This is a genomic window from Streptomyces sindenensis, from assembly GCF_014649035.1.
Taxonomy (GTDB): domain Bacteria; phylum Actinomycetota; class Actinomycetes; order Streptomycetales; family Streptomycetaceae; genus Streptomyces; species Streptomyces sindenensis.
Window position 1 is genome coordinate 317,811 of record NZ_BMSG01000003.1, and the last position, 23,262, is coordinate 341,072.

Below are 23,262 nucleotides of genomic sequence, written 5' to 3' on the forward strand. Positions count from 1 at the left end.
CGGCATCCCGGGCGCGGCCGACCGGGCGAGCCGCGGGGCGACGGCGGTTCCACCGGTCACAGCCGTTCGCCTGTCACCGAGCGTGGCGGCCCGCTCGCCGAGCCGGGGACGCCCGGACGTACCACTGCGGGGTCTGGCCAACCGCTGAGCTGCGGCGATGCTGCGGGCGTCCGCAGTGTCAGACCTCCCGCCTAGACTCGCGGAGTCAGCACATTCCGTGCCGACGGAGACCGGAGACCCGGATACGGGGATCGAGCGGGAGGGGGAGTGGACATGACGGAGCGGACCCGTGAAGGCGCGGCGTCGGACACCTCCGGTGCGCCCCGGACCGCCGATGTCGCCCGCCTGCTGCGCTGTGCGGCGGTCTTCCTGCCCGGCCCGGTGCCCCGGGACGGCCGCATCGCCTTCTGGGACCCGCTCGCGGACGCCGGCCCGTGGCAGGACGACGGCGCACCGGAGGTGGCCGGGGCGTCCTTCGCGTACGCGGACGCCTCCGCGCGCCCCGACACCGTCCCGTACACCTCCGCCCGGCTCACGGTCGCCCGTCCGGACGACGCCGCGGGCCCCGGGGGCGTCCGGACCGCCGAGGTGCCCGCGGCGGTGCTGTCCGTGGCCGACGCGCTGCCCCTCCTCGTCCGGGCCCGGCAGCAGGCGTCCGCCCACCCCGCCACGCGCTGCTGGGGGGCCGCCGCCCTGCACGCCCTCCACCTCGTCGCCCGAGGCCGGCTCCTGCCCGGACTCACGGCGGACGGCCACGACGCCTGGCGGGCCGGTCCTTCGGACGCCGAGGACGTCGCCCATCTGCGGGCGGTCGCCGCCGCCCTGCCGCCCGAAGGGCACGCGGTGCCGGTCCCCGGCTCCGCGCCGCCCCGGCTCCCCGCCCCCGAGGCGCTGACCGGTGCGTTCCTGGACGCCGTCGCCGACACGCTGCCGCGCACCCCCGCCGCCGCGTTCGCCATGGGCGCGCCCTTCGCCGCCCGCGAGCCCCAGCATCTGCCCCAGGCCGCGGCCTGGGCCGTCGAGGTGGCCTCGGGCCTGGACGCGGGCGTGCGGGTCTCGCTGCGCCTGGACCTCTCCGCGTACGAGCTGTTCGACACCGCCGACACCTACGCGCTCACCGCCGCCCGCGAGGAGACGGGGACCACCGGGCCGGAGCACGCCGACGACCCGGCGGTCCGCCCCGCCGCCGCCGCGATCGTGCAGGTCCACAGCCTCGCCGACCCGACGTACGTGGTGGACGCGACGGCCCTGTGGAACGGCGGGGCGGACGAGCCGTTCGGGCCGCGCTCCCAGGTCGACGCGGTGCTGGCCCTGCGCCGCGCCGCCCGCGTCTGGGCCCCGCTGGAACGCCTCCTGGGGCAGCCCGTCCCCGATGTCCTCGCGATCACCGAGGACGAGCTGTACGAGCTGCTGAGCGACGCCGGATCCCGGCTGGCCGCCGCCGGGGTCGAGGTGCGCTGGCCGCGCGAGCTGGCCCGTTCGCTCACCGCCGCCGCGGTCGTGCGGCCCGCGCCCGGATCGGCCACCGATGGCACGTCCTTCTTCGACGCCGAGCACCTCTTCGCCTTCGACTGGCAGCTGTCCCTGGGCGACGAGCGGCTGACCGAGGCGGAGATGGACGTCCTGGCCGAGGCGCACCGCCCGGTGGTGCGGCTGCGCGACCAGTGGGTGGTCGTCGACCCCGCCCTCGTACGCAAGGCGCGCAAGCGGGAGCTGGGGCTCCTGGATCCGGTGGACGCGCTCGCCGTCGCCCTCACGGGCAGCGCCGAGGTGGACGGCGAGCGGGTCGACGCCGTCCCGGCCGGGGCCCTCGCCGCGCTCCGGACCCGCCTCCTCGCCGACGACACGACGATCGCCCCGCCGCCCGGCCTGGACGCGACCCTGCGCGACTACCAACTGCGCGGTCTGGCCTGGCTGGACCGGATGACCTCGCTCGGGCTCGGCGGCTGCCTCGCCGACGACATGGGCCTCGGCAAGACCATCACCCTCATCGCCCTCCATCTGCACCGGGCGCACCCCGCGCCCACCCTCGTGGTCTGCCCCGCCTCCCTCCTCGGCAACTGGCACCGCGAGATCAACCGCTTCGCCCCCGGCGTGCCCGTGCGCCGCTTCCACGGCACGGACCGCACCCTGAGCGATCCGGACGGCGGGTTCGTCCTGACCACCTACGGCACCATGCGCTCCAGCGCCGCGCAGCTCGCCGAGCAGAGCTGGGGGCTGGTCGTCGCCGACGAGGCGCAGCACGTCAAGAACCCGCACTCCTCCACCGCCAAGGCGCTGCGCACCATCCCCGCACCGGCCCGGGTCGCCCTCACCGGCACCCCCGTCGAGAACAACCTCTCCGAGCTCTGGGCGCTCCTCGACTGGACGACTCCCGGCCTGCTCGGCCCGCTCAAGGCGTTCCGGGCCCGGCACGCCCGGATCGTGGAGAGCACGGACACGGCCGCCGGTCTCGGCAACGACGAGGCGGTCGAGCGGCTGTCCCGGCTGGTGCGCCCCTTCCTCCTGCGGCGCAGGAAGTCCGACCCCGGCATCGCCCCCGAGCTGCCGCCCAAGACCGAGACCGACCACCCCGTCCCCCTCACCCGGGAACAGGCCACGCTCTACGAGGCCGCCGTCCGCGAGACGATGGCGCAGATCGAGGCGGCCGAGGGCATCGCCCGCCGGGGCCTGATCATGAAGCTGCTGACCTCGCTCAAGCAGATCTGCAACCACCCCGCGCAGTATCTGAAGGAGGAGCCGACCCGGCTCGCGGGCCGCTCCGGCAAGCTCGCCCTCCTCGACGAACTGCTCGACACGATCCTGTCCGAGGACGGCTCGGTCCTGATCTTCACCCAGTACGTGTCGATGGCGCGGCTCCTCTCCGCGCACCTCGCCTCCCGGGCGATCCCCTCCCAACTCCTGCACGGCGGCACGCCGGTGGCCGAGCGGGAGCGGATGGTGGACCGCTTCCAGGCCGGCGAGGTCCCCGTCTTCCTGCTCTCCCTCAAGGCGGCCGGCACGGGGCTGAACCTCACCCGCGCCGCCCACGTCGTCCACTTCGACCGCTGGTGGAACCCGGCCGTGGAGGAGCAGGCCACCGACCGGGCGTACCGCATCGGCCAGACCCAGCCCGTCCAGGTCCACCGGATCGTCGCCGAGGGCACGGTGGAGGACCGGATCGCCGAACTGCTGGAGTCCAAGCGGGCCCTGGCGGACGCGGTGCTCGGCAGCGGGGAGAGCGCCCTGACCGAGCTGAGCGACCGTGACCTCGCCGACCTCGTGTCCCTGCGGAGGCCCGCATGAGCCCGCGCCCGACCACCGGCCCCGCCCCGCGCCCGACCACCGGCCCGGCCGCCCGCAGATCCGCTCCGCGCGCCCGGATCGGCCCGGACGATCTGCGGCGCACCTTCGAGGCGGTGCCCGCCCGCACCTCCGCCGATGGCGAGCCGTTCGCCGCGAGCTGGTGGGGCCGGGCCTGGGTGGAGGCCCTGGAGTCCCTGTCGATGGACGAGGCCCGTCTCGCCCGCGGCCGGGCGTACGCCGACGACGGCCAGGTCGCCGCGATCACCGTCACCCCCGGCCGGGTCGTCGCCTATGTGCACGGCAGCCGCGCCCGCCCCTACCGCGCCGAACTGCGCCTGCGCACCTTCGCCGACCCGGGCTGGGAGGCCCTGCTCGACGCGGTCGCCGCCCGGCCCGGCCATCTGTCCGCGCTGCTGGCCAAGGAGATGCCGCACTCCCTGGCCCGGACAGCGGAAGAGGCGGGTGTCCGGCTGCTGCCCGCCGCCGACGACCTCGACCCCAGCTGCACCTGCCCCGACCACGGGCGGCCCTGCAAGCATGTCGCCGCCCTCTGCTTCCAGACGGCGCTGCTGCTCGACAGCGACCCGTTCGTGCTGCTGCTGATGCGCGGCCGGGGGGAGCGCGAACTGCTGGACGCGCTCGCCCGGCGCAACGCCGAACACTCCGCCCGCGAGCGCCCCGCCGCCCCGGCCATGCCCTCGGTCGCGGCGGACGAGGCGTTCGCCGCCCGCTTCCTGCCGCCGCTCCCGGCGCCCCGCCCCGTCCCGCCGCACCCGGGCCAGCCGCCGTCGTACCCGGACCTGCCCGGTGCCCGCGACCCGCTGGGCCTGGACCACCTCGCCACCGACGCCGTCGCTCGCGCCCACGCCCTGCTGACCACCGGCCGCGATCCGCTGGCCGGTCTGACCGAGTGGCAGGACGCCGTCCGTATCGCCGCCGCGCGTCCGACCGCCGGGCTCACGGCCACCACTCGCGCGCTCTACCGCGAGCTGGCGTACGCCACCGGCCGCACCACCACCGACCTGGCCCGCGCCGTCGCCGCCTGGCGCCAGGGCGAGGCCGAGGGCCTGGCCGCCCTGGAGACGCCCTGGGACCCGCCCGCCGGTCCCTTCGACCGGGCCAGGCCCGCGCTCGCCGCCGCCGGGTTCCCGCGTTTCACGCCCTGGCGCAACCACCTCACCCACCCGGCCGGTTCGCTCCAGCTCCGCTTCGGCCAGGACCTGCGCTGGTACGGCTACGAGTCCGACCCCGGCGCCGACGACTGGTGGCCGCGCGCCGCCCCGGACCCCGACCCGGTCTCCGCCCTCGAAGCGCTGCTCGCCGGCGACTCCATCCCGGACACCGCCGGGGACGACGACCTCCACTACGTACGGTAAAACCCTTGGCCACCGGGGAGTTGCCCCTGTTAGCGTCCTCGACGTGGCGAAACTCAATCAGATCATCGCAGTGGAGAAGGGCGTCAAGTCCAAGGCGCACCAGGACCTGACGGCGGCCCATCACGGCCTCCAGAAGGCCGCGTTGCTGGCCGGGATCTCCCGTACCTACCAGCCCAAGGACGAGGAGGGCGAACAGCTTCCGCCCGAGTCGACGCTGGTCCAGGTCAAGGCCGAGGACGTGCTGCGGGAGACCGCGACGACGCTGACCCGCCTCTTCGATGTGACCGCCACGAAGGACTGGGCGAACTGCTCGGCCCGGGCCGATGTGAAGGTCGACGGCCGGGTGCTGGTGAGCGAGGTGCCGGTGGCGTACCTGCTCTTCCTGGAGAAGCAGCTGACCGACCTCAACACCTTCGTCCGCAAGCTGCCCGTCCTGGACGCGGCCGAGGCCTGGGTGCAGGACCCGTCGACCGACTCCTGGAAGACCGAGCCGGTCCGTACGCTCCGCACCAAGAAGGTCCCCCGCAACCATGTGAAGGCGGAGGCCACCGAGAAGCACCCGGCGCAGGTCGAGGTGTACTACGAGGACATCCCCGTCGGGTACTGGACGACCGTCAAGTTCTCCGGGGCGCTGCCCGCGCGGCGCGTCAACGAACTGCTGGACCGGATCGAGAAGCTCCAGCAGGCCGTGAAGTTCGCCCGCGAGGAGGCCAACGGCGCGGAGGTCACCGACCAGCGGGTGGGTGATGCGGTATTCGGTTACCTCTTCGGGTGACCGACCATGGATTCCCCGGCCGCCGTCTCAGGCGGCCGGGGTGCGCGAGGAGCGCAAGCTGAAACTGAAGCTTGTCGTGAAGGCGCGGTACCAGTGGAGGTTCGACTCCTCCCTCCGGCACGGGCCGGAGTAGCCCAAGCAGGCAGAGGCAGCCGCCGTCAATCTCAGACTCTTGCTCCAGACTCAGCATTCGCCGCCGATCGCCGGATCGAACGGGCCCGGGCCCGCGCGCGTCGAGATGCCGGTTCAAGTCCGGCCCGCAGAGCTCCGATCTGCGGTGGTCCAAAGGCAGGACGCGACGACATCATGACTGACCCGGACCCTTAAACGTGCCGGCGTGCCAGATGGGTGGCATTCACAGGGCCCGGAGGCCGGCTACGCCTCCGGGCCCGCTCCCGTCTCCGACGTCTCCGCCGCTCCCAGCGACACGCCCCCACCAGCTCCGGAGTGGCGAACCGGGTAGGGGCGGGGACGGAGCAGAGGGCACAGGTCACTGGCGATATCCGTCGAGGAAGCGGCCGATGCGGCTGATCGCCGCGTCGAGATCGTCGGCGTAGGGAAGGGTGAGGATGCGGAAGTGGTCCGGGCGCGGCCAGCTGAATCCGGTGCCCTGCACCACCTGGATCTTCTCCCGCAACAGCAGGTCCAGCACGAACTTCTCGTCGTCGACGATCGGATGGACCTTCGGGTTGATGCGCGGGAACGCGTACAGCGCGCCCTTCGGCTTCACGCACGAGACACCGGGGATCTCGTTCAGCCGCTCCCAGGCCCGGTCGCGCTGCTCGTGCAGCCTTCCGCCCGGGGCGACCAGCTCCCTGATGGACTGCCGGCCCCCGAGCGCGGCCTGAATGGCGTACTGAGCGGGCGCGTTGGGGCACAGCCGCATGGAGGCCAGCATCGTCAGGCCCTCCAGGTAGTTGCGGGCGTGCTGGTGCGGGCCCGACACCACCATCCAGCCGGAGCGGAACCCGGCCACCCGGTACGTCTTCGACAGACCGCTGAACGTCAGGCAGACCAGGTCCGGGGCGAGGACGGCCGCACTGTGGTGCTCGGCGCCGTCGTACAGGATCTGGTCGTAGATCTCGTCGGCGAACACCATCAGCCCGTGCCGCCGGGCCAGATCGAGAATGCCGTCGAGGATCTCGCGCGGATAGACCGCGCCGGTGGGGTTGTTCGGGTTGATGATCACGACGGCCTTGGTCCGGTCGGTGATCTTCGACGCCATGTCGGCGAGGTCCGGGTTCCAGTCGGACTCCTCGTCGCAGACGTAGTGCACCGCCTTGCCGCCCGCGAGCGTGGTCACCGCCGTCCACAGGGGAAAGTCCGGGGCCGGGATCAGCACCTCGTCGCCGTCCTCCAGCAGCGCCTGCACGGCCATCGAGATCAGCTCGGAGACCCCGTTGCCGAGGAACACGTCGTCCACGCCGACCTCGGTCAGCCCCATCGACTGGTAGCGCTGGGCCACCGCCCGCCGGGCCGAGAGGATGCCACGCGAATCGGTGTAGCCGTGGGCCTGCGGCAGCATCCGGATCATGTCCTGGACGATCTCCTCGGGGGCCTCGAAGCCGAAGAGCGCGGGGTTGCCCGTGTTGAGCCGGAGCACGCTGTGGCCCGCCTCCTCCAGGGCGTTGGCGTGCTCGATGACCGGGCCCCGGATCTCGTAGCAGACCTCGTTGAGCTTGCTGGACTGCCGGAACTCCATGCGCTGCCTCCCGAGCCGAATTGCGATACTTGGTTTTACCAAGCTTGAGCTTGGAAAGTCCAACAACATGTCTAGACTGCGTCGCATGCCACGTCAGCAGCAGCCAGCAGCACGTCCAGCGGCCCGACCCGTCCGCCGCCGGAGCTACGACCAGTTCGACGCCACCGCCCGCGCCCTCGACTCCGTCGGCGACCGGTGGACCCTGCTGATCGTCCGTGAACTGCTGGGCGGACCGCGCCGGTACACGGACCTGCACGCCGACCTGCCCGGGGTCAGCACGGACGTGCTGGCCTCCCGCCTGAAGGACATGGAGCAGTCCGGGCTGGCCCTGCGCCGCAAGCTGCCGCCCCCGTCCGCCGCGTCGGTCTACGAGCTGACCGAGCGCGGCCTGGGCCTGCTGCCGGTGCTCGCCGCCCTCGCCGAGTGGGGTGCGCCCGCCCTCGCCGAGCGCCGCCCGACCGACGCGGTGCGGGCTCACTGGTTCGCCCTGCCGCTGCTCGGTGCCCTGACCGGACTCACCCGGGAGGGCGTGCTCGAAGTCCGCCTCGACGAGGGGGAGTTCCACCTCCGTGTCGATGGGCGAGCGGGAGCTGTGCCGCCCGGCGGGGAGGCGTACGGGGCGGTGTACGGCTACGGTCCCGCCGAGCGCCCCGACGCCCGGCTCGTCCTCGGCGCGGAGGTCTGCCTGGAGCTGGCGCGGGGCGGGGTGACCCTCGCGGAGGCGGTGAAGGACGGCCGCGTCGAGGTGCTGGGCGAAAGCCCGCTCGCGGCGGAGCTGCGCGGGGAGTGAACGGTCCGGTGCGGTGGCCTTCCGGAGCGGCCCCCCACCGGACCGGCGATGATGGGACCGTGCGACTCGAAGCGATCACCTGGGAACGGCTGGCCGGCGAACTGGCCCGGTACGGCGACGGACTGTTCGCCGACGGCGGCGGGCCCCGGCTCGCCCTCGGGATCGACGGCGCGCCGGCCGCCCGCACCGGCGAGACCGCCGAACGCCTCGCCGCGGAGCTGCGGCTGCTCGGCCGTTCGGTCCTGGTGGTCCCCACCGAGGGGTTCCTGCGCCCGGCCAGTCTGCGCTTCGAGTACGGGAAGCAGGACGCGGACGCGTACCTCGACGGCTGGTTCGACACCGGGGCGCTGTGGCGCGAGGTGTTCGGACCGCTGGAGGCGGGCGGCTCCGGCCGGGTGCTGCCCGACCTCTGGGACTCCGTGACGGACCGGGCCACTCGCTCCCCGTACCACGCGCTCCCCGAGGGCGGGGTGGTCGTCGTGCACGGCCCGTTCCTGCTGGGGCACTGGTTCCCGTTCGCGTGCACCGTCCATCTGCGGCTGTCGCCGGGGGCGCTGCGGCGGCGCACGGCGGAGTCGGAGCGCTGGACGCTGCCCGCCTTCGCCCGGTACGAGGACGAGGTGGCACCCGCCGAGCGGGCCCATGTGGTGGTCCGGGCGGACGATCCCGCCCACCCGGCCTGGTCGGGGCTGCCGGGCAGCGGGTGAAGCCCGCGCGGCCCGCGGCGACCCCCACCGTACGCGCGGTGCGGCGCCCGGCCTCGGCGGACCGGTGGCCGCTCCCGGCGAATCGATGGCCGTGCTCAGCGGACCGGTGGCCGGCCGCCCACCGTGGCCACGGCCGCCGCCCCCGCCCGGCAGCCCTCGGCGGCTGCGGTCATCTCGTCCGCACCGGCCAGCAGGGCCGCCAGGAACCCGCCGGTGAACGCGTCGCCCGCACCCGTCGAGTCGACCGGTTCGGGCACCGGCGGGGCGGGAACGCGGCCCATCACCTCACCCCCGGCCGCCACCACGGCTCCCCGCGCGCCCAGCGTCACGACGACGCGCGGAAACCACCGGCTCAACTCGGCCGCCGCGGCACCGGGTTCGGGCAGCCCGGTGAGCAGCCGGGCCTCGTCCGCGTTCGGCAGGAGCAGCTCCGCCCCCTCCGCGAACTCCAGGAACCGCTTCGGCCCCAGCTCCCCGAGAAACCCGGCCGACGCCGGGTCCACACTCACCGGAATCGACCGCTCCAGGGCGGTGCGCAGGGCGAGGAGAGCGGCGGCCCGGCTCACCTCGGCGAACAGGAGATAGCCGGAGAGGTGCAGGCGTCCGACACCGTCGAGCAGCGTGGGCGTGAAGTCCTCGACGGCCAGCCTCAGGACCGCCCCGCCGTCGGTCAGGAACGTACGCTCCGCCGCCGCGTCGACCAGGGCGATGACGGTTGCCGTCGGCACCTCGTCGTCCACCGCGAGGTGCGCCCGCACCCCCGCCGCCGTCAGCGCTTCCCGGTGCCAGTCGGCGGACTCCGCCCCCGCGCGGGCCAGCAGCCGGACCTCCGGACAGCCCGAACGCACCGCCCAGCAGGCGACGTTGGCCCCCGCGCCGCCCGGCAGGGTAAGGATCCGGGCCTTCGTGTCCGTACCGTGCGCGAGCGTCGACCCGTGCCGCGCCACCACATCGGTGACCACGTCCCCCACCACCAGCAGCCCACGGCCGACCTCCGGACGGCCCGCGGGGCCTCGGACGCCATGAAGGCTCGTCGGACCTTGGTCGCCGTGACGGTTCACTTGGTCTCCGCCGCCGCGGCGGCGATCCGCGCCGCGAGCGTCACGTTTCCGCGTACGGCCGCGAGGTTCGCCTCCAGCGACGCGCCGCCGGTCCGCCGCATCAGCTGGTCCAGCAGGAACGGCGTGACGCCCTGCCCCGAGATGCCCCGTTCCCGGCACGCGTCCAGCGCCTCCGCCAGGACCCGGTCGTGCAGTGCCGGATCCAACTGATCCGCTTCCGGTACGGGGTTGGCGACGATCAGCGCGGACGCCGGCCCGCCCAGCGCCTCCCTCGCCCGGATCACCTCCACCACCTCGTCGGGGCCGTGCACCGTCCAGTCGACGGGTTCGCCGGAGCTGCTCAGATAGAACCCGGGGAAGTGCCCGGTGCCGTAACCGACGACACAGACGCCGAGGGTCTCCAGCCGCTGGAGGGTCGCCGGGACGTCGAGGATCGACTTCACCCCCGCGCAGACCACGGTGATCCGGGTGCCGGCGAGCAGCCGCAGATCGGCCGACTCGTCCTGGTCGGCGGCCCACTCCCGGTGTACGCCGCCGAGCCCGCCCGTCGCGAAGACGCCGACGCCCGCCCGCGCTGCCAGGAACGCCGTCGCGGACACCGTCGTCGCCCCGCTCGCCCCGGCGGCGAGCGCCGGGGCGAGATCGCGGTGCCCCAGCTTGCGTACCGCGGGGTCCCCGGCGACCCGCTCCAACTGGTCCTCGCCGAGGCCCACATGGGCCCGGCCGTCGAGAACGGCGACGGTGGCCGGGACGGCTCCGGCGGACCGGACGAGCCCCTCCAGCTCCAGGGCCACGGTCAGGTTGCGGGGGCGCGGCAGACCGTGCGCGATGATCGTCGACTCCAGCGCCACGACGGGCAGACCGGTACTCAGAGCCGCGCGCACCTCTGCCGAGAGGACCGGCTCGTAGGGTTCTGGTGAGTTCTGAGGCATGACCCATCCCTGTCGCGGGCGGGAGGGGCGCAAACCACGGCCGGACGTTCTCCGGCGGGTCCTGGTCACCCGGTGGCCGGAAGCGGTCGCTAAGGTGACCGGCCATGACGACAAACGACCAGGTCCCCGCCTCCTTCGCCGTGCACATCCCGGACGCCGAGCTCGTACCGGAGCCCCTCGATCCGGCGCAGATCGTCTCGGGCGATCCCGTGGTGACGGGCAAGGTGCTGTGGGAGTCGCCCGACGGCAAGCAGATCCGCGGCATCTGGCAGATCACGCCCGGCGTGGTGACCGACACCGAGGCGAACGAGCTGTTCGTGGTCGTCAGCGGCCGGGCGACGGTCGTGGTCGAGGGCGGGTCGACGCTGGAGATCGGCCCGGGGGACGCCTGCGTCCTGCGCGAGGGCGACCGGACGACGTGGACCGTCCACGAGACGCTCCGCAAGGCGTACCACATCAGCGTGTGAGTGCCGCGGTCTGCGACGGAGCGGCCGGGGCGGGGTCCCGAGGCAACGAGCGTCCGGACCTGCCGCGTGCGGGTCAGCCGCCGACCGCCCCCGCCTCCGGCCGCTGCCGCAGGCTCCGGCGCAGGGCGAGCGCGGCGACCGGCAGCAGCAGGGTCGCGCCGATCGCGTTGAGGGGGCCGTACCCCCACTGGGCGACGATCACTCCGGCCGTCGCCCCGCCGACGCCCGCTGCCGCGTTCATGGTCAGGTCCGACAGCCCCTGCACCGCCGCCTGGGCGGACCGCGGCACCGCGTCGGTGAGCAGCGCGGACCCGGCGATCATCCCCGCCGACCAGCCGAGACCCAGCACGAAGAGGCCCGCCGCGGTCTGCCCGTGCCGTGGCCCGGCCGTGCCCGCGAGGAGCGCGGCGCAGCTCAGCAGTCCGACGGCGAGCCCGATCACGGTCAGCCGGCCGAACCGGTCGGCCAGCCACCCCATCACCGGCGAGAACGCGTACATGCCCGCGATGTGGCCGCTGATGACGAGCCCGATCAGCTGGAGACCGGCGCCGTGCCGGCTCAGGTCGACCGGGGTCATCACCATGATCGACACCATGGCCGTGTGCGACATGGTGACCGTCACCAGGGCGAGCCGCGCCATCGGGGACGCGCGTACGGCGTCGATCCCGGCGCGCAGGGAGCGCTTCGCGGGCCCTGCCGGGCTCTCCGGGGCCAGGGCGCGGGCGGTGAGGAGCGGATCCGGGCGCAGTCCGAACGTCACGACGAGACCGGCGAGCAGAAAGACGGCGGCCGAGCAGAGGAACGGCCCCGCCGCCTCGGGCACCGGCGTACCCCGGAACAGCCGGCTCACCGGGGCCGAGATGTTGGGGCCGAGGACCGAGCCGATCGTGGTCGCCCAGACGACGGTGGAGATGGCCCGCCCCCGCCGTTCCGGCCCCACCAGGTCGGCCGCGGCGAACCGTGCCTGAAGACCGGCCAGCGCACCCGCGCCGAACCCGGTCATGCCGAGCAGCAACAGCGGGAAGCTCGGCAGCATGGTGGCCAGGACCACCAGGCCGCCGCCCAGCGCACCGATCAGATAGGCGAGACCCAGTCCGGACCGGCGGCCCCGGGAGGTCATCAGGGTGGCCAGCGGCAGCGACAGCAGCGCCGTGCCGAGGACGGAGGCGGTCGGCGCGAGGCCGGACAGCGCCTCCGATCCGCTCACCTCGGCGGCGAGCATCGGGGCCAGGGCGACACCGATGGCCACGCCGAGGCCGCCGAGTATCTGGCTGACGACAAGGACGGCCGACGTCCGGCGCTGCAGAGCGGGCAGGCCGACGGCCGGGGCCGGGGGGAGGGAGAGAGAACTCGTCACCGGCGCAGTGTGTCACCGCTCGGCCGCCGCCGTGCACCCGGACGGGTGAACGCCTCACGGGTTGAGCACGACTATCAGGACGGAACACGCCGCGGCCGTGAGCGTGTTCGTCGCCACCGGTACCGCGCGGCCGGCCGGGAGCCGTCCCGCGATCGCGGAGCACCCGGCGCCGCGCCGGCTTCGGGCGCCGGTGCCGGATCCGGCGGGCGGTGGCTCCGGTGACCCGGGCCGCCGAACCGTCTAGAACAGCGGCTGCGGCAGCACCCCCTCCAGCGCCAGCAGTTGCCGCTTGGTCTCCAGACCCCCGCTGAATCCGCCCAGGCCCCCGTCGCTCTCGACCACCCGGTGGCACGGCACCACCACCGGCAGCGGGTTGGCCCCCATGGCCGCGCCCACCGCCTGCGCCCCGTCCGGCCGGCCCACCCGAGCGGCCAGCTCGCCGTAACCGACGACCGTCCCGTAGGGCACCCCGGACGCCAGCTCGCGGAGCACCTCGCGGTGGAAGCCGGAGGTCAGCGACCAGTCCAGGGCGAGGCCCAGGTCCCGCGGCTCACCCGCGAAGTACGCCGCGAGCTCGCGTATCGGCTCGGCGAGCCGTGCCGAGCCGGGCGCCGCCACCGGCTCCGTGCCGAACCGGGTGCGCAACCGGTCGAGGGTCGCGTCCCGGACGGCGGGGCGGGCGTGGAAGGCCACGGTCACCAGGCCGGTCGCGGTCGCCGCGAGCAGCAGTGGGCCGATGCCGCTGTCCACGACATCCCACTCGACGGCCGGCTCCCCACCGACCCCGTAGCTGTTCATGCCGACCACCGTACGGCCCGCCACTGACAGCGACGGGCCGTACGGCCGAAAGACGCCGAGGGGCGGGCCCGCCCCTCCGCCGCGTCAGCTCGTCGCGTCGCGCACCACGTCGGGGAAGTTGGTGATGATGCCGTCGACCCCGTAGTCACGGACCTTCACCGCGTCCGCCGCCTTGTTGACCGTCCACGTGTTCACCCGCAGACGCTTGCCGTGCGGGCCCTTGAGCCGCTGGACGGCCGCCACGTAGTCGGCGCCGATCGTCGCGTACGACGGGTTGATCTGGTCGGTGAACTCCGCGTACGAGGGCAGGTCCGCCACCGCCGGGGTGCCCAGGAAGCCGGTCGTGATGTCGGGGCGGAGTTCGTGCACCTTCTTCACGCTGTCGGCGCCGAAGCTCTGGATGACCAGCCGGTCCCGCACGTGGGAGCGGTCCAGCCACCCCGACCGGCCCAGCGTCCGGATGATGTCCCGCTCGATGCCCGGGTAGGTCGCCGGGCTCTTGATCTCCAGGAGCAGCTTCTGCCGGTTGCGCTCCAGGCGGTGCAGGAACTGGGTGAGCGTCGGGATCCGGGCCCCGGTGAACTGCTCCCCGAACCAGCTGCCCGCGTCGAGTTTCGCCAGCTCCGCCGCGGTGAAGTCCTTGACCGCCCACGGAGCCCGGTCGGGGAAGACCTCCTCGACGTCCGTCGTGCGCTTCAGGCCGGTGTCGTGCAGCACGACGAGCACACCGTCACGGCTGCGGTGGACGTCGTTCTCGACCCAGTCGATACCGAGCGCGTCCGCGGCGTCGACGGCGGCGAGGGTGTTCTCCGGCGCGTAGCCCGACGCCCCCCGGTGGGCCACGACGACCGGGGCCGCCCGCTGCGCGGAGACCTGGTCCGGGGCCTCGGGCCGGTCGGCGGGCAGCAGCAGGGCGCCGGCGCCGAGCAGGGCGGCGGCCGTGGCGGAGGCGGTTGCGGTGCGGACGAACACGGGGACTCCTCACGTCGGGAGTGTGCGGACACGCAGAGAGTGACAGCGGCCCGCCAACGCCCGGCGGGGCGGCGATGGCCGTGAAATGAACGGAACCTTCGGTCCAGAGGACCACCACCGCGGCACGGCCCGCGACCGTGCCGATAAAATGCGCCTTCTTTTGTCTGTCTGCCGGGACTCGCCCCTTGGGGACCCTCCTCGACCCCGGGCATTCTCGAAGGGCGCACACGCATGCAAGGAACAGTCGACGGATTCACCTACGGCCTGGTGACCCCGGTCGCGGCGTTCCTCATGGCCGCGCTGGGAGCCGCCCTCGGACTCCGCTGCACCACCCGGTCCCTTCACACGACACGCTCCTGTCGCATCGGCTGGCTGGCGCTGGGCTCGCTGTCCATCGGCTCCGGGGTGTGGACCATGCACTTCATCGCGATGACCGGCTTCACCGTCCGGGAGACGCCGATCTCCTACGACAAGCCCCTCACCTTCGCCGGCCTGGCCGTGGCCGTCGTGATGATCGGCATCGGCATCTTCATTGTGGGATACCGGGGCGCGACCCGCATGGCGTTGATCACGGGCGGCACCATCACCGGTCTCGGCATCGCCTCGATGCACTATCTCGGCATGGCGGGCATGCGCCTGGCCGCACACCTCGCGTACGACACGCCCCTCGTCGTCCTCTCGGTGCTGATCGCCGGGGGCGCAGCCACGGGCGCGCTGTGGGCGGCCGTCACCCTGAGCGGAGCCCTCTCCGGCCTCGGCGCGAGCATCCTGATGGCCGTCGCGGTGACCGGGATGCACTACACCGGCATGGCGGCGCTCGACGTGCACCTGCACCTGCCGCCCACCCTGCCGGCCGACCTGGCCGACGTCCTGCCCCGCGACCGGCCCGCCGAGATCATCGGCCCGATGCTGGCAGGACCCGCCTGCTTCCTGCTCCTCGCCGCCGTCGTGCTGCTGTTCGACCCGAGGGCGATGACGGGCGGCCCCGGCCCGTACCCGCGGGCCGGACACCGCCCGCGGAGCATGGTCCGCGAGGGCGCGGCACGGGCCCGGTACCGCTGAGCCGAGGCCGTTGTCAGTGGCGGGCCGTACGGTGGTTGCATGCGGCCCGTTTCCAAGATCGAACGTTCGGTGCGGCCTTTCGAGGTCGTCAGTCCCTACCAGCCCAGCGGCGACCAGCCGACGGCCATCGCCGAGCTGGAGCGGCGTATCCGCGCCGATGAGAAGGACGTCGTCCTGCTCGGCGCGACCGGCACCGGCAAGTCGGCGACGACCGCCTGGATGATCGAGAAGCTGCAGCGCCCCACCCTGGTGATGGCGCCCAACAAGACGCTCGCCGCCCAGCTGGCCAACGAGTTCCGTGAGCTCCTCCCGAACAACGCGGTGGAGTATTTCGTCTCGTACTACGACTACTACCAGCCCGAGGCGTACGTCCCCCAGTCGGACACCTACATCGAGAAGGACTCCTCCATCAACGAGGAGGTCGAGCGGCTGCGCCACTCCGCGACGAACTCGCTGCTCACCCGGCGCGATGTCGTCGTCGTCGCCTCCGTCTCCTGCATCTACGGCCTCGGCACGCCCCAGGAGTACGTGGACCGCATGGTCCAGCTCAAGGTCGGCGAGGAGATCGACCGCGACCAGCTGCTGCGCCGCTTCGTCGAGATGCAGTACACCCGCAACGACCTGGCGTTCACCCGCGGCACCTTCCGGGTCCGGGGCGACACCATCGAGATCTTCCCGGTCTACGAGGAGCTCGCCGTCCGCATCGAGATGTTCGGCGACGAGATCGAGAACCTCTCCACGCTCCACCCGCTCACCGGCGAGATCATCAGCGAGGACCCCACGGTCCACGTCTTCCCCGCGAGCCACTACGTCGCCGGGCCCGAGCGCATGGAGCGGGCCGTCAGCGGCATCGAGCAGGAGCTGGAGCAGCGCCTGGCCGAGCTGGAGAAGCAGGGCAAGATGCTGGAGGCCCAGCGCCTGCGTATGCGCACCACGTACGACATCGAGATGCTCCGCCAGATCGGCACCTGCTCCGGCGTCGAGAACTACTCGATGCACTTCGACGACCGCGCGCCCGGCACCGCCCCCAACACCCTCCTCGACTACTTCCCGGACGACTTCCTGCTCGTCCTGGACGAGTCCCACGTCACCGTCCCGCAGATCGGCGCGATGTACGAGGGCGACGCCTCCCGCAAGCGGACCCTCGTCGACCACGGCTTCCGGCTGCCCTCCGCCATGGACAACCGGCCGCTGAAGTGGGAGGAGTTCCTGAAGCGGATCGACCAGACCGTGTACCTCTCCGCCACCCCGGGGAAGTACGAGCTCTCGCGCGGCGACGGCTTCGTCGAGCAGATCATCCGCCCCACCGGCCTCGTCGACCCCGAGGTCGTCGTCAAGCCCACCGAGGGCCAGATCGACGACCTGGTCCACGAGATCCGCGCGCGCACCGAGCGCGACGAGCGGGTCCTGGTCACCACGCTCACCAAGAAGATGGCCGAGGACCTCACCGACTATTTCCTGGAGCTCGGCATCCAGGTCCGCTATCTGCACAGCGACGTCGACACCCTGCGCCGCATCGAGCTGCTGCGCGAGCTGCGCTCCGGCGAGTACGACGTGCTCGTCGGCATCAACCTCCTGCGCGAGGGCCTCGACCTTCCCGAGGTGTCCCTCGTGGCCATCCTCGACGCCGACAAGCAGGGCTTCCTGCGCTCGGGCACCTCGCTCATCCAGACCATCGGCCGCGCCGCACGTAACGTCTCCGGCCAGGTCCACATGTACGCCGACAAGGTCACCCCCGCCATGGAGCAGGCGATCGACGAGACGAACCGGCGCCGCGAGAAGCAGATCGCGTACAACACCGAGCGGGGCATCGACCCGCAGCCGCTGCGCAAGAAGATCAACGACATCGTCGCGACCATCGCCCGCGAGGAGATCGACACCGAACAGCTCCTCGGCACCGGCTACCGGCAGGGCAAGGAGACCAAGGCCCCGGTCCCGGCGCTCGGCGGCAAGGCGGCCAAGGGCGGGACGAAGGGGGCGGCGAAGGGCAAGGCCGCCAAGCCCGGCGCGGTGACCGGGGACCGCCCCGCGACCGAGCTGGCCGGGATCATCGAGGAGATGACCGACCGGATGCGGGCCGCCGCCGCGGATCTGCAGTTCGAGGTCGCCGCCCGGCTGCGCGACGAGGTCGGCGAACTGAAGAAGGAACTGCGCCAGATGAAGGAAGCGGGCATGGCCTGATCCCGACGTCCGATCCCGCTGTCGACCGACGGTGCCGGGCCGCTCCCGGCACCGCCGACCGACACCGTTTCCACCGCACCGGGCGGGCCGCGCCGGGTGTGTTGCAAGACCGACACAAAAACGGACCGAACCTGCTGCCGCCCGGGGTGGAATGCGTAGGGTGCGGGGAAACCGCACACGGATGGCTGCGGGGCAATGCCGAGAGGGGACAGCGCGTGACGGTCAATATGACCAAGGGTCAGGCCATCAGCCTGGAGAAGAGCGACGGGGGAACCCTGACCGCGGTACGGATGGGGCTCGGCTGGCAGGCGGCTCCGCGCCGTGGCCTGTTCGGTTCGCGCACCCGCGAGGTCGACCTGGACGCCTCGGCGGTGCTCTTCGCCGACAAGCAGCCCGTCGACGTCGTGTTCTTCCGCCACCTCGTCAGCGACGACGGCTCGGTCAAGCACACCGGTGACAACCTCGTCGGCGGCGCCGGCTCCGGCGGCGACGACGAGGCGATCCTGGTCGACCTCCAGCGCGTTCCGGTCCACATCGACCAGATCGTCTTCACGGTGAACTCCTTCACCGGGCAGACGTTCCAGGAGGTCCAGAACGCCTTCTGCCGCATCGTCGACGAGACCAACGGCCAGGAGCTCGCCCGGTACACGCTCGACGGCGGCGGCCAGTACACCGCCCAGATCATGGCGAAGGTGCACCGCGCGGGCAGCGGCTGGAAGATGACGGCCCTCGGGAACCCGGCCAACGGCCGCACCTTCCAGGACCTGATGCCGTCGATCCTCCCGCACCTGTAGGGCCGGGACCTGTCCGGGTTCCGGCCCGGCAGCGGAACAGGCGGGGGCGGCTCCCGGCGGCACAGGCCGCCGGGAGCCGCCCCACGCACAGCACAACAGCGCACAGCACAACAGCGCACAGCACAACAGCGCACAGCACAACAGCGCACAGCACAACAGCGCACAGCCGGTTTACGCGGCCGTGCGCTGCGGAACACGGCATCGCACGGCCCGGCGCCCACGGCGGCGCGCGGGTCATCGTCGAGGGGGACAGGGCAATGACGGCCGAACTGGTCCGGGGGCAGAACCACACCTTGCCCCAGACCCGTCTGGAGATCCGGGTGTCGGCGGGCACGCCCGTCGTCGCGGGGGCCACCCTCGGCGACGAGCGGGGCACGGTGCGCGGCATCGAGTGGATCGCCCACCCCGGCTCGCCCCAGCTCCCCGGGCTCGAAGTCTCCCAGCAGGCGGCGGCCGACCACCGGCTCGCCGTCGATCTGGAGGCTCTGCCCCCCGGCGCCCACCGGGTCACCGTGCTGCTCGCGCTGCCCGTCGGAGTCGGCGGCCCGGTGCGGTTCGGAGCCGTCCCCGCCCCCTTCGTCGCCGTCACCGGGCTCGAAGGGACCGAGATCGCCAGCTTCACGCTCACCGACCTGGACGCCGAGTCCGCGGTCAGCGCCCTGGAGCTCTACCGCCGCCAGGACGTCTGGAAGGTCCGCGCCGTCGGCCAGGGGTATGCGGGCGGGCTCGCCGCCATGCTCGCCGACCAGGGCGTGAGGGACCCCGCCGCCCTGGCCGGAACGATCCAGGAAGCCGTCACCCGGGGCCTGGCCCGCTCGGTGGCCCCGCCGCCGCCCCGGACCCCGGAAGGCGACCGCGTACGGCACGCGACGGGCTCCGCCGACCACCGCCCGACCGCGCCGCCCCCGGCCCCGGAACCCCCCGAGCCGCTGAGCGACCCGGCTGCCACCGGCCCGGCGCACACCGCTCAGCCGCACACCGCTCCCGGACCGGCCGCCGCGGCACCTTCGGCCGCGGGACCCTCCGCCGGCGGGCCCATCAACTACGCGCACCCGCGGCGGCAGCACGCCGCGCCCCCCTCACCGCCGCCCACCGCGCCCCCCGCCCAGCCCGGACAGCCCGCCCAGCCGGTCGCGGGCGACGCCACCGGCTGGTCGATGGACGAGCGCCTCTACAACCAGATCTGGGGCATGTTCGAGGACCTGGCCCGCGCCGTCGCCGCCTACCGCAGCGCCGTCGACTTCGCCGAGTCCCGGATGGACCAGGAGCTCGACCGGACCCTGTCCGACCCGCGCAACCGGATCGGCGGTGCGGGCGACCGCGCCCGCGAGGAGGCTCGCGCCAAGCGCGACGAGCTGGCCTCCCGGGCCCGGGAGGCCCTCGACCGCGATCTGGCCCAGCTGGCCGCCGAGGCGGCCGTCGTCGAGCCCGCGCTCCCGGCGGCGTACGCCGGCTGGGGCAACCCCGTCTGGCACGCCCACCGCATCCCCATGGAGATACCGATGGCCCTGCGCATCGGGGATCTCCATCTGCCCGAGCGCACCGACCTGCGCATCCCGCTGCTCGTCCGGCTCCCGCTGGAGCGCGGGATCTGGGTGGACAGCGGACGGGCGGCGTCCGAGGCGGCGGCCCTGATGGACACCGACCGGCTGCGTCGGCTGGCCATGGAGACCGCGGTCGCGCACGCGGCGCGGCTCCTCGCGGTGTATCCGCCCGGGGAGTTCGCGGTGCACGTCATCGACCCCGCGGGTTCGGCGGCGGGCCCGCTCGCGCCGCTGGTCGAGGCGGGCGTCCTCGCCGGACCGCCCGCCGCCGGGCCCGGGGGAGTGGCGTCGGTCCTCGCCCACCTCACCCAGCGGGTGGACCTGGTGCAGATGGCGGTGCGGGCCCGGGCGGCCGACTCGCTCCCGCCCGATCTGGACACCGGTGAACAGCTCCTGGTGGTCAACGACTTCCCGCACGGCTTCGACGACCGGGCCGTCACCCAGCTCCGCTACCTCGCCGACGAGGGCCCGGCGGTCGGGGTGCACCTGCTGATGGTCGCGGACCGGGAGGAGGCCAGCGCGTACGGGCCGATCCTCGATCCGCTGTGGCGTTCGCTGCTGCGGATCACGCCGGTCGCCGACAGCCATCTCGCCGACCCGTGGGTCGGGCACGCCTGGACGTACGAGCCGCCCGCGATCCCGCCGGGCAGCCGCGTCCTGGAGCAGGTGCTCGCGGCGGTGGCCGAGGCCCGCAGGGCTGCCGGACGCTGATCGGGTAAAACGCTTCGACCTGCGAGTTTGACGACTTCTTTACTCTTTTCTTTACCTATCCTTGGTGATGCCTGTACTCTTCGGGGAACGGAGGGGAGTACTCCTTACGCGACGTGCCCGTCAATACGGACCGCAATCGGTCCCGGGGCGTCGGTCCAGGCGCGCACCACGTGCAGGGATGGAAGAGACCTCCGGCAGCGACGACGCTGATTCAGTAGCCGTAGCGAACTGCCGGAGGCGCAGTGGACGTTTCATGGACCGTTTGGGCCCTGACCATCGTGGGTCTGTCAGCCCTGATCGCCGTCGACTTCTTCATCGGGCGCAAGCCCCATGACGTGTCGACCAAGGAAGCCGGGATCTGGACAGTCGTCTGGATCGCGCTGGCCATTCTCTTCGGACTCGGCCTCATGGTCGCCGGTGAGAGCCAGGCGTCCGGCGAGTTCTTCGCAGGTTTCATCACCGAGAAGTCGCTGAGTGTCGACAACCTCTTCGTCTTCGTCCTGATCATGGCGAAGTTCTCGGTGCCCTCCCACCTCCAGCAGCGTGTGCTGCTGATCGGTGTGCTCATCGCCCTGGTGCTCCGCGCGATCTTCATCGCCGCCGGCGCCGCCGTGATCGCGAACTTCTCGTGGGTGTTCTACATCTTCGGCGCGTTCTTGATCTACACCGCCTGGAAGCTCATCCAGGAGGCCCGGGCCGGTGAGGAGGAAGAGGAATTCGAGGAGAACCGCCTCCTCAAGAAGATCGAGCACCGCTTCGGCGTCGCCGACCAGTACCACGGCACGAAGCTCTTCATCCAGAAGAACGGCAAGCGCATCATGACCCCGCTGATGGTGGTCATGCTCGCCATCGGCATGACCGACGTGCTGTTCGCGCTGGACTCGATCCCGGCGATCTTCGGCCTGACCCAGGACCCCTACATCGTCTTCACGGCCAACGCGTTCGCGCTGATGGGTCTGCGCCAGCTGTACTTCCTCATCGGCGGCCTGCTGAAGAAGCTGGTCCACCTCAGCTACGGCCTGTCCGTGATCCTCGGCTTCATCGGCGTCAAGCTGGTGCTGCACGCCCTGCACGAGAACGGCGTGCACACGCCCGAGATCTCCATCCCCTTCTCGCTCTCCGTCATCTGCGGCGTCCTGGTGATCACCACGATCACCAGCCTCATCGCCAGCAAGAAGCAGGCGGCCGCCGAGACGGCGGAGGCGGCGAAGGCGGAGACGACCGGCTCGGCCGACGAGGAGAGCAAGACCCTCAGCTGACCCGGGGCCGCCCCGGGCGGCACAGGGACACACCGGCAGCGGCCGGGGTGGAAACGGCGGACGCCGTCCCACCCCGGCCGCTTTCGTGTCGTCCAGAGCCGTGCCGCGGGCTACCAGCCGCGGGCACGCCACTCGGGCAGCCGGGGACGCTCGGCGCCCAGCGTCGTGTCGTGCCCGTGGCCCGGGTAGACCCACGTCTCGTCGGGCAGCCGGTCGAACAGCTTCGTCTCGACGTCGTTCAGCAGACTCGCGAACGCCTCGGGGTCCTGGTGCGTGTTCCCGACCCCGCCGGGGAAGAGGCAGTCCCCGGTGAACAGATGCGGGGCGCCGTGCGGATCGTCGTAGACCAGGGCGATGGAGCCCGGGGTGTGACCGACCAGATGGCGGGCGGTGAGTTCTACCCGGCCGACCGTGATCGTGTCGCCGTCCTCGACCAGGACGTCGGTCGGCACCGGGATGCCCTCGGCGTCGTAACGGCCCGCGTACGTCCGGGCGCCCGTCGCCCCCACCACCTCGGCCAGCGCCTGCCAGTGGTCCCCGTGCCGGTGGGTGGTGACGACGGACGCGATTCCGTCGTCACCGATCAGCGCGAGCAGGGTCTCCGGCTCGGCGGCCGCGTCGATCAGCAGCTGCTCGCCGGTGGCCCGGCAGCGCAGCAGATACGCGTTGTTGTCCATCCCGCCGACGGCGACCTTGGAGATCATCAGGTCCGTCAGTTCGTGCACGCTCGCCGGTCCGCCGACCTTCACCGCTCCGCTGTACGTCATGCGGCTCAGCCTATAGCGGGGGCAGCGTGGGCAACGGGCCTCCGGCCACGGTCAGCGCGGAGCCGTCGCGCCGTCCGCAGAGCCAGCCCAGCAGCTCCACGGCGGGCCCCTGCACTGTCACGAGGTCGCTCGGCGGGCCGCCGCCCGTGCTCCAGGTCCGGCCGTCCGCATCGGTCAGCCCGGTGGCGGGCACGCTCTCGTTGCCCAGGAAGCGATCGGCCAGGAAGGCGATCTCCCGCTCCACGAATGCGGCGGGGAGGTCCTCCAGCTCGTAGCCGATACCGAGGTCGACGTGGTGCAGATCGACCTCGACCCAGCGCCGGAAGGGGACCCGGGCCGCGGAGTCCGTCACCCCGTTGCGCAGGGTGACCGTACGGGACCAGTCGGCCGGTTCGGCGCAGACGGCCAGGAAGGCGTCCGCGGTCTCCCGCAGGTCGGCCAGCTGCTCGGCCGCCGGGCGGGGGGCGCCGGCCGCGATGTCGGCGTCGCGGGTTTCGCTGCTCGCGTACATCGGGAGACCCCGGAGAACATTTCCGAGCGCTTCGGCGTTACGTGACAGGTGGGCCAGAACATGGCCCCGACTCCATCCGGGCAGCCGTGAGGGCTCGGCGACGGCGGCGTTGTCCAGTTTGCCGACTGCGTCGAGCAGCCGTTCGGTCGCTTCCCGTACAGCTCCCAGGTCGTGCGCATGATCAATCATGCGGCCGAGCCTAGCTCTGCCA

Annotated in this window: 19 protein-coding genes and 1 pseudogene; 12 read left to right on the top strand and 8 right to left on the bottom strand. The window is 72.7% G+C overall.

Features of this window, described 5'->3' with window-relative positions; translation table 11 throughout:
• Nucleotides 1-273: 273 nt before the first annotated feature.
• The 4 genes and pseudogenes from IE145_RS06605 to IE145_RS06620 all read left to right on the top strand — a co-directional run bounded on the left by IE145_RS06605 (nucleotide 274) and on the right by IE145_RS06620 (nucleotide 5,556).
• On the top strand, nucleotides 274-3,285 hold the full coding sequence (locus tag IE145_RS06605; RefSeq protein WP_189519745.1) for an SCO1167/SCO6262 family helicase: 3,012 nt from the start codon (nucleotides 274-276) through the stop codon (nucleotides 3,283-3,285).
• Nucleotides 3,282-4,661 (top strand): SWIM zinc finger family protein, encoded by a 1,380-nt coding sequence (locus IE145_RS06610; protein ID WP_189519747.1) that lies wholly within the window; start codon nucleotides 3,282-3,284, stop codon nucleotides 4,659-4,661. The genes IE145_RS06605 and IE145_RS06610 overlap by 4 nt, the downstream gene beginning before the upstream one ends.
• Before the next feature lie 43 nt (nucleotides 4,662-4,704).
• Nucleotides 4,705-5,436: a DUF7873 family protein gene (locus IE145_RS06615; RefSeq protein WP_065480779.1), complete on the top strand. Its 732-nt coding sequence runs from the start codon at nucleotides 4,705-4,707 to the stop codon at nucleotides 5,434-5,436.
• 34 nt (nucleotides 5,437-5,470) lie between these two features.
• Nucleotides 5,471-5,556: pseudogene (locus IE145_RS06620) on the top strand.
• Nucleotides 5,557-5,926: 370 nt separating this feature from the next.
• On the opposite strand, the gene IE145_RS06625 reads toward IE145_RS06620, so the two are convergent.
• A complete protein-coding gene (locus tag IE145_RS06625) occupies nucleotides 5,927-7,138 on the bottom strand; it encodes a pyridoxal phosphate-dependent aminotransferase (protein WP_189519749.1) in 1,212 nt (403 codons plus the stop codon).
• Between the two features lie 85 nt (nucleotides 7,139-7,223).
• Between IE145_RS06625 and IE145_RS06630 the strand changes: the two genes are divergently transcribed.
• Nucleotides 7,224-7,928: a winged helix-turn-helix transcriptional regulator gene (locus IE145_RS06630; protein ID WP_189519751.1), complete on the top strand. Its 705-nt coding sequence runs from the start codon at nucleotides 7,224-7,226 to the stop codon at nucleotides 7,926-7,928.
• Between the two features lie 59 nt (nucleotides 7,929-7,987).
• The gene (locus IE145_RS06635) at nucleotides 7,988-8,635 is read left to right on the top strand and encodes a nucleoside/nucleotide kinase family protein (RefSeq protein WP_189519753.1); all 648 of its coding nucleotides are present in this window, start codon (nucleotides 7,988-7,990) and stop codon (nucleotides 8,633-8,635) included.
• 95 nt (nucleotides 8,636-8,730) lie between these two features.
• Here IE145_RS06635 and IE145_RS06640 read toward each other — a convergent pair whose 3' ends face one another.
• Both IE145_RS06640 and IE145_RS06645 read right to left on the bottom strand, forming a co-directional pair.
• Nucleotides 8,731-9,615, bottom strand: coding sequence for a carbohydrate kinase family protein (locus IE145_RS06640; protein WP_189519838.1), 885 nt, complete (start codon nucleotides 9,613-9,615; stop codon nucleotides 8,731-8,733).
• Nucleotides 9,616-9,692: 77 nt separating this feature from the next.
• On the bottom strand, nucleotides 9,693-10,628 hold the full coding sequence (locus IE145_RS06645) for a pseudouridine-5'-phosphate glycosidase (RefSeq protein WP_189519755.1): 936 nt from the start codon (nucleotides 10,626-10,628) through the stop codon (nucleotides 9,693-9,695).
• A gap of 104 nt (nucleotides 10,629-10,732) precedes the next feature.
• Here IE145_RS06645 and IE145_RS06650 point away from each other — a divergent pair, with 104 nt between their 5' ends.
• Nucleotides 10,733-11,095, top strand: coding sequence for a cupin domain-containing protein (locus IE145_RS06650; protein WP_189519757.1), 363 nt, complete (start codon nucleotides 10,733-10,735; stop codon nucleotides 11,093-11,095).
• A gap of 73 nt (nucleotides 11,096-11,168) precedes the next feature.
• On the opposite strand, the gene IE145_RS06655 is transcribed toward IE145_RS06650, so the two are convergent.
• The 3 genes from IE145_RS06655 to IE145_RS06665 form a co-directional block, all read right to left on the bottom strand.
• Nucleotides 11,169-12,452, bottom strand: coding sequence for an MFS transporter (locus IE145_RS06655; RefSeq protein ID WP_229825378.1), 1,284 nt, complete (start codon nucleotides 12,450-12,452; stop codon nucleotides 11,169-11,171).
• 240 nt (nucleotides 12,453-12,692) lie between these two features.
• A complete protein-coding gene (locus IE145_RS06660) occupies nucleotides 12,693-13,250 on the bottom strand; it encodes a methylated-DNA--[protein]-cysteine S-methyltransferase (protein ID WP_189519759.1) in 558 nt (185 codons plus the stop codon).
• A gap of 84 nt (nucleotides 13,251-13,334) precedes the next feature.
• Nucleotides 13,335-14,222, bottom strand: coding sequence for a glycerophosphodiester phosphodiesterase family protein (locus IE145_RS06665; protein WP_189519761.1), 888 nt, complete (start codon nucleotides 14,220-14,222; stop codon nucleotides 13,335-13,337).
• Between the two features lie 231 nt (nucleotides 14,223-14,453).
• On the opposite strand from IE145_RS06665, the gene IE145_RS06670 reads away from it, so the two are divergent.
• From IE145_RS06670 to IE145_RS06690, 5 genes are all read left to right on the top strand, one after another.
• Nucleotides 14,454-15,284 (top strand): MHYT domain-containing protein, encoded by an 831-nt coding sequence (locus IE145_RS06670; protein ID WP_189519763.1) that lies wholly within the window; start codon nucleotides 14,454-14,456, stop codon nucleotides 15,282-15,284.
• A gap of 39 nt (nucleotides 15,285-15,323) precedes the next feature.
• Complete coding sequence (gene uvrB, locus IE145_RS06675; protein WP_189519765.1) at nucleotides 15,324-17,465, top strand: excinuclease ABC subunit UvrB; 2,142 nt, start codon at nucleotides 15,324-15,326, stop codon at nucleotides 17,463-17,465.
• A gap of 215 nt (nucleotides 17,466-17,680) precedes the next feature.
• Nucleotides 17,681-18,259 (top strand): TerD family protein, encoded by a 579-nt coding sequence (locus IE145_RS06680; RefSeq protein WP_032761469.1) that lies wholly within the window; start codon nucleotides 17,681-17,683, stop codon nucleotides 18,257-18,259.
• Between the two features lie 257 nt (nucleotides 18,260-18,516).
• Nucleotides 18,517-20,514 carry a TerD family protein gene (locus IE145_RS06685; protein WP_189519766.1) on the top strand — a complete coding sequence of 666 codons (1,998 nt, stop codon included), beginning with the start codon at nucleotides 18,517-18,519 and terminating at the stop codon, nucleotides 20,512-20,514.
• 242 nt (nucleotides 20,515-20,756) lie between these two features.
• On the top strand, nucleotides 20,757-21,773 hold the full coding sequence (locus IE145_RS06690) for a TerC family protein (RefSeq protein WP_189519768.1): 1,017 nt from the start codon (nucleotides 20,757-20,759) through the stop codon (nucleotides 21,771-21,773).
• Nucleotides 21,774-21,883: 110 nt separating this feature from the next.
• Here the strand turns inward: IE145_RS06690 and IE145_RS06695 are convergent, their stop codons facing one another.
• Nucleotides 21,884-22,540 carry an MBL fold metallo-hydrolase gene (locus tag IE145_RS06695; protein ID WP_189519770.1) on the bottom strand — a complete coding sequence of 219 codons (657 nt, stop codon included), beginning with the start codon at nucleotides 22,538-22,540 and terminating at the stop codon, nucleotides 21,884-21,886.
• 10 nt (nucleotides 22,541-22,550) lie between these two features.
• A complete protein-coding gene (locus IE145_RS06700) occupies nucleotides 22,551-23,240 on the bottom strand; it encodes a maleylpyruvate isomerase family mycothiol-dependent enzyme (RefSeq protein WP_189519772.1) in 690 nt (229 codons plus the stop codon).
• Between the last annotated feature and the right edge of the window lie 22 nt (nucleotides 23,241-23,262).

What these genes read in the sequence shown, in the direction of transcription:
- IE145_RS06605 (WP_189519745.1), top strand. Translation starts at nt 274, where the DNA reads ATGACGGAGCGGACCCGTGAAGGCGCGGCGTCGGACACCTCCGGTGCG.
- IE145_RS06610 (WP_189519747.1), top strand. Translation starts at nt 3,282, where the DNA reads ATGAGCCCGCGCCCGACCACCGGCCCCGCCCCGCGCCCGACCACCGGC.
- IE145_RS06625 (WP_189519749.1), bottom strand. Translation starts at nt 7,138, where the DNA reads ATGGAGTTCCGGCAGTCCAGCAAGCTCAACGAGGTCTGCTACGAGATC.
- IE145_RS06630 (WP_189519751.1), top strand. Translation starts at nt 7,224, where the DNA reads ATGCCACGTCAGCAGCAGCCAGCAGCACGTCCAGCGGCCCGACCCGTC.
- IE145_RS06645 (WP_189519755.1), bottom strand. Translation starts at nt 10,628, where the DNA reads ATGCCTCAGAACTCACCAGAACCCTACGAGCCGGTCCTCTCGGCAGAG.
- IE145_RS06650 (WP_189519757.1), top strand. Translation starts at nt 10,733, where the DNA reads ATGACGACAAACGACCAGGTCCCCGCCTCCTTCGCCGTGCACATCCCG.
- IE145_RS06660 (WP_189519759.1), bottom strand. Translation starts at nt 13,250, where the DNA reads ATGAACAGCTACGGGGTCGGTGGGGAGCCGGCCGTCGAGTGGGATGTC.
- IE145_RS06670 (WP_189519763.1), top strand. Translation starts at nt 14,454, where the DNA reads ATGCAAGGAACAGTCGACGGATTCACCTACGGCCTGGTGACCCCGGTC.
- uvrB (WP_189519765.1), top strand. Translation starts at nt 15,324, where the DNA reads ATGCGGCCCGTTTCCAAGATCGAACGTTCGGTGCGGCCTTTCGAGGTC.
- IE145_RS06685 (WP_189519766.1), top strand. Translation starts at nt 18,517, where the DNA reads ATGACGGCCGAACTGGTCCGGGGGCAGAACCACACCTTGCCCCAGACC.
- IE145_RS06695 (WP_189519770.1), bottom strand. Translation starts at nt 22,540, where the DNA reads ATGACGTACAGCGGAGCGGTGAAGGTCGGCGGACCGGCGAGCGTGCAC.
- IE145_RS06700 (WP_189519772.1), bottom strand. Translation starts at nt 23,240, where the DNA reads ATGATTGATCATGCGCACGACCTGGGAGCTGTACGGGAAGCGACCGAA.